Genomic DNA, 9,339 nt, shown 5'->3' on the forward strand with positions numbered 1-9,339 from the left:
CGCCCCCCACCCCCCCCCCACCCCCGCCCCGGCCCGCGGCGCCGGCCCCCCCCCCGGGGGCGCCGCGCGCGGGGGGGGGGGGGGGGCCGCCCCCCGGGGGGGGGGGGCCCCCCCCCGCGCCCCACGGCCGGTCTCAGAGCCGGTTACGGCTTACGGCTCGAACTTGTAGCCCAGGCCCCGGACCGTCACCAGGTAGCGCGGGGCGCCCGGGTCCGGCTCGATCTTGGCGCGCAGGCGCTTGACGTGGACGTCCAGGGTCTTGGTGTCGCCCACGTAGTCGGCGCCCCAGACGCGGTCGATGAGCTGCATGCGGGTCAGGACGCGGCCGGCGTTGCGCAGGAGCATCTCCAGGAGGTCGAACTCCTTCAGGGGGAGATCGACCTTGGAGCCGGAGACCGTCACGACGTGGCGGTCGACGTCCATGCGGACCGGGCCGGCCTCCAGGGCCGCCGGGGTCACCTCCTCCGGCTCGCCGCGGCGGCGCAGCACCGCACGGATACGGGCCACCAGCTCACGGGAGGAGAAGGGCTTGGTGACGTAGTCGTCGGCTCCTATTTCCAGGCCGACCACCTTGTCGATCTCACTGTCCTTGGCGGTCACCATGATCACGGGGACGTTGGAGCGGCCGCGCAGCTGGCGGCACACCTCCGTGCCGGGCAGCCCCGGCAGCATCAGGTCGAGGAGGACGAGGTCGGCGCCGTTGCGCTCGAACTCGTCGAGTCCGTCGGGGCCGGTGGCCGCCACGGCGACCTCGAAGCCCTCCTTGCGGAGCATGTACGACAGGGCGTCGGAGAAGGACTCCTCGTCCTCGACGACGAGCACTCGGGTCACGGAAGGACCTCCGGGGCGGGAAGCGGTTCGTACGGGGTTGAGTCGGGGGCGCCGTCGGCCTCGTCTTCGTCGTCGAGGTCGGGGTGCTGTTGTGCGCGGTCGCGGGCCGCACCCGCCTCCGGCAGCCTCAGGGTGAATGTGGAGCCCTGGCCTTCGGCGCTCCAGACCGTGACCTCCCCGCCGTGCGAGGCGACCACGTGCTTGACGATCGCGAGACCCAGACCGGTGCCTCCGGTGGCCCGCGAGCGGGCCGGGTCGACGCGGTAGAAGCGCTCGAAGATGCGCTCCTTGTCCTTGTCGGAGATGCCGATGCCCTGGTCCGTCACGGCGAGTTCGATCATGTCGCCGCCGGGTGCGTTGACCCGGCGGGCGGCTATGCCGACGCGGGTGCGGGCCGGGGAGTAGTTCACGGCGTTCTCGACCAGGTTGCCGAGGGCCGCCGCGAGCTGGCCGCGGTTGCCCCAGACGTGCAGGTCGGCGGTGCCGCCCGCGGCCATGGTGATCTGCTTGGTGCCGGCCTGGTGGCGGCAGCGGTCGACGGCCTCCGCGACCAGCTCGTCCACGCGGACGGGCTCGGCGTCCTCCAGCGGGTCGTCGTTCTGCACCCGGGAGAGGTCGATCAGTTCCTGGACCAGGTTGGTCAGGCGGGTCGCCTCGATCTGCATACGGCCCGCGAAGCGCTGTACGGCCTCGGGGTCGTCGGAGGCGTCCATGACCGCCTCGGACAGGAGGGAGAGAGCGCCGACGGGCGTCTTCAGCTCATGGCTCACGTTGGCCACGAAGTCGCGTCGTACGGCCTCGATCCTCCTGGCCTCGGTCAGGTCCTCGACCAGCAGCAGGACCAGGCGGGAGCCGAGCGGGGCCACACGCGCGGAGACGGCGAGTGCCTCGCCGCGCCCGGTGCCACGCCGGGGCAGGTCCAGCTCGACCTGCCGTATCTCGCCGTCCCTCCTCGTGTCCCTGGCCATCTGGAGCATGGGCTCGACGGCGAGCTTGCCGCCGCGGACCAGCCCGAGGGCGTAGGCGGCGGAGCTCGCCTTGACCACGGCGTCGGCCTCGTCGAGGACGACGGCCGAGGAGCGCAGCACGGACAGTACGGTGTCCACGCCCGGCGGGAGTACGGGATCGGTGTGCAAAGAAGTCCTGGTCGGTCGCTTCTGGTCGCGTTCGCTCCAGCGGAACGCCAGCATGGCGATGACACCGGTGAGCACCCCGGCGATCGCTGCCGCTGCGGCGACCGCCGCGTTCACGTCCATGCGTCCAGGTTAAGCAGGCCCTACGACATGACTACAGCCGTCGAGGTGCGACCTCGGACACTCGTCGCCCAGAGTTCACCTTGGGGCCAGGATTGATTCATTTGGGGTGGCGGAAACGGACGCGTGTGGCGCAGAACGTGGGAGCGTGGGGACCAAGCACACCTATGAGAGGGAACCTGATGCGGGACGCGTACCACGAGGAACTTGACTCGATCGGCGACGGTCTGGTGGAGATGGCCCGGCTGGTCGGGTCGGCGATCGGGCGCGCCACGACCGCCATCCTGGACGCCGACCTGAAGCTGGCCGAGAGCGTGATCGAGGCCGACCAGAAGGTCGACGAGCTCCAGCACGACCTGGAGGCCCGGGCCATAGCCCTGCTCGCCCGGCAGCAGCCGGTGGCGACCGACCTGCGGATCGTCGTCACCTCTCTGCGCATGTCCGCCGACCTGGAGCGGTCCGGCGACCTCGCCCAGCACGTGGCGAAGCTGGCCCGGCTGCGCTTCCCCGAGCGCGCGGTGCCGAACGACCTGCACGCCACGATCCTGGAGATGGGCCAGCTCGCGCAGCGTCTGATGGCGAAGGCGGCCGAGGTGATCATCACCAAGGACGTCGACCTCGCGCTGCAGCTGGAGCAGGACGACGACGAGATGGACCAGCTGCACCGCACGCTGTTCCAGCACCTGATCGACGAGCGCTGGCGACACGGCATCGAGACGGCGGTGGACGTCACCCTGCTCGGCCGCTACTACGAGCGGTACGCCGACCACGCCGTGGCCGTCGCCAAGCGGGTCGTCTACCTGGTCACGGGCGAGCACGCGGACGAGCTCCAGCAGGACATCCAGCCGGTGACGGGGGTCGAGGGCGCGTAACCCTCCGGGGCGGGCGGGGGCCGGGGCGCCTGCCGGATGGCGTCGGGGGCGCGTGGGCGCCTCCGTGCGCCGTTGATGCGCCCGGGGAAGCGGGCATGCAATAGGCGAGGGCATCCCTGCCCCAGCGTCTAGGAGGGACCCATGGCCGAATCCCCCAGCACCACGCCCGACCCCACGCAGGAGCGCGAGACCGACCAGCCCGCCGAGACCAGGAGCCTTCCGCTGATCGGCGCGTGCGGCTGCGGCTCGGGCTGCGGTTGCGGGTGCCAGTCGGGCGGCCCCTGCCAGTGCGGCTGAGGGCCGGTAGGACGTCGTAGACCCTGTCGAGGGCCGGTGCGAACGCGATTCACACCGGCCCTTTCCCCTGTCACACCGGCCCCTGCCCGTCGCCCCGACGACCCTGCGCCCGCCGGTGCAGGTCCTCCAGGGCGTCCCGGACGGTGGTCGTCCGGTACCAGTGCAGCCACGCCCCCGCCTCCCGGGCGACCCGGTCCAGCGCACCGAGCTCGGCCCCGGTGTAGGCGTGTCCGGGCTGGTCGTGGTGGGTGGAGAACATGCCCTGCGGCTGGCCCGCCGGGCCCGGGATCGGGGTGCACTGCAGCGAGCGGCTGTGCGCGGCGAGCATCACCGCGCGCGCCGTCTCGTCGAAGTCCGGCGCGGTGGCGACATCCTCGACGACGACCCGTCGGCGTTTGCGCGCGGCGTGCCCGCACGCGGTGGTGGTGTCGTCGATCACGGCGAAGAAGTTCACGAACTCGGTGGGCAGGCCGCAGTGGGACTCCAGCCACAGCGTGTCGTCGCTGGCGTCGATGAGCTGGACGTCGGCCATGCCGGTACGGGTGATCGCGCAGACGGCGTCCCGGAGCGCGTCGAGGAACACCGGCAGCAGCGGCGGCCGGTCCGACGCGGCGGTGACGAACCCGACGGCGGGCGGCGGAAGCCGGATACGGCCGGGGAACCAGGGCTGGTGGGCGCGCGGTGGCCGCGCCTTGCCGAGGGCCGCCGCGAGCCGGACGGTGCCCAGCCCGTGCTCGCGGCCGACGGTCCGGAGCAGCGCGGCCGCACTGCGGGCGTCGCCCAGGCCGTACCGCTCCATGAGGATGCCCTGCGCGCGGGTGACCAGGGCGTGCGCGAGCAGTTCGTGGCGCAGTTCCACGGCGTACGGGCGCAGATGGGGGCCGTCCGGGGCGGCGGCCGAGGTGAGGAAGACGCTCAGGGCGTCGGTCACCGTCGCATACAGCCCGCACCCGGTGCCGCCGGGCAGCCGCGTCCGGGCCAGCACGGCCGCGGCGTCGGCGGGGCAGGCGGCGAGGAAGAGCATCCGGCCGTGCTCGGCGGAACCCTCGGCGAACCGGTACAGGGCCCGCCCGGCGGCGGGAGACAGCCGGCGCAGGCCGCTCAGGTCGAGGACGAGCTGGGTAGGACCGGGGGCACGCAGCGCGGTGTCCAGGTCGGCACCGGAGTCGGCGTCGCCGAACAGCGCGAGGACGGTCAGCCTGCCGGTCGCCAGTCCGGGCATGGCCAGTTCCGCCACGGTCCGGCAGGAGAAGTGCTGCATCTAGGGCCCCTGCCTGCACGCCACAGGATCGCCCGGGTCCCGCGGCTCGGCCCCCATTTCAGCGTATGCCGCCCAGGCCTGGACGTCAGCCTCAGGTCTCCGTCTCTGTCTCCGGCGCTGCCGCGGTGCGGAGGACGGCGTCCGGGGGCAGGGCCCGCTGGACCAGGGCGCGTGCGGTGTCCACCAGGCGGCGGCGGTGGCCGTCGGCGTAGCCGCGCAGGGCCGCGCGGGCGTCGGCCAGGGTGAGTTCACCGGCCTCGGCGAGCATCCCGGTGGCCATGTCGACGGTGGCCTTTGCGGCGAGGGCGGCCTGGACGCGGTTGCTGACGTCGATCGGGCGCAGCCGCTCCGGGCGCCAGTTGACCAGCGCGACGGCCGTGACGTCGGCGAGCGCCTGGGCCAGCTCCAGATCCAGCGGGGGCAGCCCGCCCGGCCGGCGCAGCAGGAGGTTGACGGCGCCGATGGTCTGCCGGTGGACGCGCAGGGGCAGTGCGTGCAGCGAGTGGTACCCGCGCCGTACGGCGAAGGGGGCGACCTGCGGCCAGCGGTCGCCGCTGTGCTCCAGGTCCGAAACATCGATGCGGCGGCCCTCGCGGAAGCTCTCCAGGCAGGGGCCCTCGTCGGCCTGGAGCTGGAAGAACTCCAGCGCCTCCGCGTCCACCTCGGTGACCGCCAGGGTGCGCAGATCACCGCGGCCGGAGACGACCATGATGCCGACCGCGTCGGCTCCGGTGATGTCGACGCAGTTGCGTGCCAGTCGCTCGACCAGCACCACCGGGTCGATGTCGTCGGCCAGGGAGTCGGCCAGCCCGACGAGCGCCTCCGCGAGCTGTTGTTCACGGCCCATCACCGTTCACCGTCCCTTCCGTCTGCCTCGTCCCCGCCGTCGCGTCCGTCCTCGCCGGCGTACTCCCTGCGGTCACCGCCGTCGTCCGCCTCCTCACGGAAACGGAACTTGCGGGACAGGACCTCGCGGGCCAGCTGGCTGACCGTGCGGCCCTCGGCGTACGCGCGGGCGCGCAGCCGGTCCAGGGCCTGCTCGGGGTCCAGCCCCAGCTGCACCATCACCATGCCGACCGCCTGGTAGACCTCGGTGTGGTCGGCCTCGGAGGCCGCCACCCAGGACGCTACCTCGTCCTCCGTGTCCTCCTCGGCGCCGTCGTGCCCGGCCACCTGGAGGCTCGTCAGCGCGTAGGTGACCGCGTCGCGTACCCACAGCGCGGTCCGCATGTCCTGTTCGGTGAGCCCGCCGGCGCTCTCGTTGTACAGGTCGAGGGTGCCGATCGCGGCACCGCTGACACCGAGCGGCAGCGAGAAGACCGCGCGGACACCGAGGGCCACCGCCTCGTGCGCGAAGATCGGCCAGCGACGGGCGTCGGGGCCGTCGCTGAGGTCGGCCGCGACGACGGGGGCGCCCTGGTCGAGAGCGGTCTGGCAGGGCCCGTCCCCCACGGTGTACTGCAGCTCGGCGAGCCGGGCGGCGACCCGGTCGCTGGCGCACCAGGTGACGCGTACGCCCTTCCCGCCGGAGATCGACACCGAGGAACCGCTGACGGGCAGCAGCCGTACGCACGCCTGGCACAGCGCGCCCGGTACCGCCTGCGGGTCGTCGATGCCCCTCGCGGCGGCGGCCAGCGTCTCACTGACCCGCAGCCGTGCCTGCCCGTCCAGCGGCACACCGCCGCCGCCCGGCTGCTCCGACCGCTCGGGCGCCATGGTCATCACCCCCGTCGCGGCGCGCCGTCAGCACACATGATCCACCAGTATCCCGTCCGAAACCCCCGGGACCGACTGCTCCACACTCCGGGTTCCCACCTTGAGCGGACCCACATGGGCTGCTCTCCGAAAGGCGGCAATCCGGCCCCCGGGGTGGCCCCCGGCCCCGGCGCCCGAGGCCTCCGGTTGGGCCAGTCCGGCGGGCAGGGGACGGTCCCGGCCCGGGATGCCGGGACTGACCGTGGCCTGGCACCGGGCCGCGGGCCCGGGACGCGCGTACGGCCTCGATCCGGTGCGCTCGGCGTGGGCCTCCGTAGCCGCTCATGTGTTTGGAAACATTGACGGTCGGCTGCGGTCGTGGTGGTTGCTGTACAGCCCTGCTGTACTGCGGTCGGGGCGCGAGGCACTCTCCTGCCGTACTGCTGGGCACTGCTGTAATTCAGCAGCCGTTGAGTCCGTCCCTGGACATCGTCGGCAGCATGTCTGACGAGTGCTTCGGACACCCACGGCTGGCCGCGATCTACGACCCGCTCGACCCCGATCGCAGCGATCCGAGTGCGCGCCTGCCATAGAAGGTGCCCGGCTCCTGGGCGGCACCCAGTGGGACCTGCGGAAACTTGCGCAGGTGTGCCGTGCAACCCTGAAGGGGCTCCGGGGGTCTTGTGGGCAGTCTTGTCTTCCTAGTTGGGGGTTGCATCACTGTGCGTGTGCGCAGCATTTCGGCCGTAACAGCGCTCGCGGTCACTCTCAGTTCTGTCGCCCTGATCGGGTCGGCCGCGGGCCCTGCTGTCGCCGACAGCAGCGCCGCGCTGCCCATCACGTCCAGCGGCGACATCATCGTGGACGGCGTTCACCGGCGGGTCTTCATCAGTGACCCGTCGGGAGGCAAGGTCGTCGCCACCGACTACAACGGCACCGTCATCGGGACGATCACCTCGCTGCCGCAGGCTGACGGCCTAGAGCTCTCCGCCGACTCGGCAACGGTCTACGTCGCCGTGCCGGGAGCCGATGAGATCGTGGCCATCGACACGGCGACGCTCACCGAGGCCGGGCGGTACGCGACGGGTGACGGCACAGATCCGCAGCACCTGGCGCTCGCCGGCGGCAAACTCTGGTTCGGCTATGGCAGCGTCGGCCACGGCAACATCGGCTCTCTCGACCTGTCCGGCGGGCAGCCGCAGGTTTCCCTCGCCCAGGAGGCCGACGGAACGTGGAAGGACGCTCCCCTGCTGGACTCGGCACCCGGCGCTCCCGACACCCTGGCGGCCGGCTCGCGCCAGTACTACTTCACCCTCGGCATCTACGACGTGTCGTCCGGCACGGCCAGCCGGACCGCGTTCCTCGGCGGGCAGGACGCCGCCATCGGCAACACCGCGGAGGACCTGGCGCTCACCCCGGACGGCACAGAGCTCGTGGTGGCCACCACAGCAGGCGACTTCCAGCAGGTCTTCCGGACCTCGGACCTGTCGCAGACCATCAGGTATCCGAGCGGCTACTGGGAACAACGGTCGGTGGATGTCGCGCCGGACGGCCTCGTCGCGGTGGGCACGGACACCTACGCCAACTTCTCCCCCCATGTGTCCATCTACAAGCCGGGCGGCACGACCCCGAGGCGGACCGCCAATTTCACCGACGAACAGGGTGGAGTCGCCCAAGAGACCCTGCTCGACCACGGCGACCTCGCCTTCGCACCCGACAGCAGCCGGCTCTTCGCGGTCACACACGGTCTCTCCAACAAGTACAGCCTGCGCGTCGTCACCGACCCCGGCAAGGCGGTCACCACCGTCACGGTGAACGCCCCGGCGACCGCCGACCGAGCCAAGTCGCTGACCGTCTCCGGCAAGGTCACGAACACGCTCGGGCTGCCCGCCGGGACCACCGTCGCGGTCACCCGAACGGACCTGGAGTCCCCGAACGGCAAGGCGCTCCCGGCCGCGACAGTGAAGGCGGACGGGACCTTCTCCTTCACCGACACCCCGCCCGCGGGCGGCAAGGTCACGTACAAGGTCTCCTATGCCGGCGACGCCGATCGCACGACTGCCTCCGCCTCCGACACGGTCGAGGTCTCCCGGAACTCCCCGACCCTGACAGTGAACAAGAACGGCAACATCTACGCCTACGCCAGTAGCGTGACGTTCACCGCCCACCTCGGCACGACGTACAAGAACCGGACGCTCTCGCTCTACGCGGACACTGCGGGCGACGGCAAGGGCAAGTACCTGGTCAAGACCGGCACGGTCAACAGCGAGGGCAACCTGTCGGTCACCTTGACCCTGAAGCGCGACACCACGGTGAGCGCGTCCTTCTCCGGCGACGCGCGGACCGCCCCGAAGACGGCCACGAGCTGGGTGGGCGCGAAGGTCAAGGTGTCGCTGAGCCTGAGCCGCTACTACAAGACGGCCACGGTCAACGGGTACACCAAGTACTACTTCCGGAAGACGACCAATCCGCTCCTCACGACCACGATGACGGCCTACCCCGGCCGCTCCCAGAGGCTGCAGTTCCAGATCTACTCCGACGGCGCCTGGCGCTCGGCGGGGTCCCAGTACTTCAAGCTCGACTCCACGGGCAAGTCGGCGGTGGAACTGGGCGGCACGCACCAGACCGGTTACTCGATGCGCGTGCGGTCGTCCTACATCAACGACTCCTCGGACGACACCGTGAACTCGACCACGCACGGCTCCTGGAAGTACTTCACCTTCACCAGCTGAGGCCCCCAAGGCCCGGCGCATCCGATGATGCGCCGGGCCTTGGGATACATCTCCTCAGGGGGTGCGATAGAGCCGAGTGTCACGCTCAAGGACACGATGGCGCGCGCCGACCACTCCTCGGAGCGGGCCGCGCTGATATATCAGCACTCGGATCTTGAGCGGCAGAGGAAAGTGGCGGTCGGGCTGGATCCGATGTCCGAGGACAGCGCAACGCGACGGCTGACCAGCCGGACGAGGGGGCATGGGCGCGAGGCTAAAGCCTTGAAGGCTCCCCTCCCTGAAGGGAGGGGATGCCTCACCCTCCAGGGCTGAGCGGGGATTTACGGCTCAGTAGTCCAGGCCGCTGCGCTGGCCGCCGTGGAGGCGGGAAAATGTGGGCGCGCTCCGTCCGGGACGCC

At 71.5% G+C, this 9,339-nt stretch carries 8 protein-coding genes and 1 pseudogene; 4 read left to right on the forward strand and 5 right to left on the reverse strand.

What is annotated here, in order from left to right; genetic code table 11:
• Positions 1–150: 150 nt before the first annotated feature.
• Together ACIBJF_RS25225 and ACIBJF_RS25230 are read right to left on the reverse strand one after the other, a co-directional pair.
• Positions 151–831, reverse strand: coding sequence for a response regulator transcription factor (locus tag ACIBJF_RS25225; protein ID WP_010358452.1), 681 nt, complete (start codon positions 829–831; stop codon positions 151–153).
• Positions 828–2,087 (reverse strand): ATP-binding protein, encoded by a 1,260-nt coding sequence (locus ACIBJF_RS25230; RefSeq protein WP_351805329.1) that lies wholly within the window; start codon positions 2,085–2,087, stop codon positions 828–830. The genes ACIBJF_RS25225 and ACIBJF_RS25230 overlap by 4 nt, the downstream gene beginning before the upstream one ends.
• A 179-nt stretch (positions 2,088–2,266) precedes the next feature.
• On the opposite strand from ACIBJF_RS25230, the gene phoU reads away from it, so the two are divergent.
• Both phoU and ACIBJF_RS25240 read left to right on the forward strand, forming a co-directional pair.
• Entirely contained in the window at positions 2,267–2,956 is a 690-nt protein-coding gene (gene phoU / locus ACIBJF_RS25235) for a phosphate signaling complex protein PhoU (protein ID WP_351805326.1), read from the forward strand.
• Positions 2,957–3,097: 141 nt separating this feature from the next.
• A complete protein-coding gene (locus tag ACIBJF_RS25240; RefSeq protein ID WP_365334386.1) occupies positions 3,098–3,253 on the forward strand; it encodes a hypothetical protein in 156 nt (51 codons plus the stop codon).
• A 70-nt stretch (positions 3,254–3,323) separates the two neighbouring features.
• Here ACIBJF_RS25240 and ACIBJF_RS25245 read toward each other — a convergent pair whose 3' ends face one another.
• The 3 genes from ACIBJF_RS25245 to ACIBJF_RS25255 all read right to left on the reverse strand — a co-directional run bounded on the left by ACIBJF_RS25245 (position 3,324) and on the right by ACIBJF_RS25255 (position 6,230).
• Positions 3,324–4,514: a GAF domain-containing protein gene (locus ACIBJF_RS25245; RefSeq protein ID WP_399176879.1), complete on the reverse strand. Its 1,191-nt coding sequence runs from the start codon at positions 4,512–4,514 to the stop codon at positions 3,324–3,326.
• Positions 4,515–4,605: 91 nt separating this feature from the next.
• Entirely contained in the window at positions 4,606–5,361 is a 756-nt protein-coding gene (locus tag ACIBJF_RS25250) for a GAF and ANTAR domain-containing protein (protein WP_399176881.1), read from the reverse strand.
• Positions 5,361–6,230, reverse strand: coding sequence for a GAF and ANTAR domain-containing protein (locus tag ACIBJF_RS25255; protein WP_399176882.1), 870 nt, complete (start codon positions 6,228–6,230; stop codon positions 5,361–5,363). The genes ACIBJF_RS25250 and ACIBJF_RS25255 overlap by 1 nt, the downstream gene beginning before the upstream one ends.
• A 479-nt stretch (positions 6,231–6,709) precedes the next feature.
• Between ACIBJF_RS25255 and ACIBJF_RS25260 the strand changes: the two are divergent.
• Positions 6,710–6,790 (forward strand): annotated as a pseudogene (locus ACIBJF_RS25260) (SAM-dependent methyltransferase); the annotation flags it as partial.
• A gap of 147 nt (positions 6,791–6,937) precedes the next feature.
• Positions 6,938–8,941, forward strand: coding sequence for a YncE family protein (locus tag ACIBJF_RS25265; protein ID WP_399176884.1), 2,004 nt, complete (start codon positions 6,938–6,940; stop codon positions 8,939–8,941).
• Positions 8,942–9,339 lie beyond the last annotated feature (398 nt).

It is taken from the genome of Streptomyces sp. NPDC050743 (assembly GCF_044456925.1).
Lineage (GTDB): Bacteria > Actinomycetota > Actinomycetes > Streptomycetales > Streptomycetaceae > Streptomyces.

Excerpts from the sequence above, each read along its gene's own strand:
- ACIBJF_RS25240 (WP_365334386.1), top strand. The coding sequence starts at position 3,098 with ATGGCCGAATCCCCCAGCACCACGCCCGACCCCACGCAGGAGCGCGAG.
- ACIBJF_RS25245 (WP_399176879.1), bottom strand. The coding sequence starts at position 4,514 with ATGCAGCACTTCTCCTGCCGGACCGTGGCGGAACTGGCCATGCCCGGA.
- phoU (WP_351805326.1), top strand. The coding sequence starts at position 2,267 with ATGCGGGACGCGTACCACGAGGAACTTGACTCGATCGGCGACGGTCTG.
- ACIBJF_RS25255 (WP_399176882.1), bottom strand. The coding sequence starts at position 6,230 with ATGGCGCCCGAGCGGTCGGAGCAGCCGGGCGGCGGCGGTGTGCCGCTG.
- ACIBJF_RS25250 (WP_399176881.1), bottom strand. The coding sequence starts at position 5,361 with ATGGGCCGTGAACAACAGCTCGCGGAGGCGCTCGTCGGGCTGGCCGAC.
- ACIBJF_RS25230 (WP_351805329.1), bottom strand. The coding sequence starts at position 2,087 with ATGGACGTGAACGCGGCGGTCGCCGCAGCGGCAGCGATCGCCGGGGTG.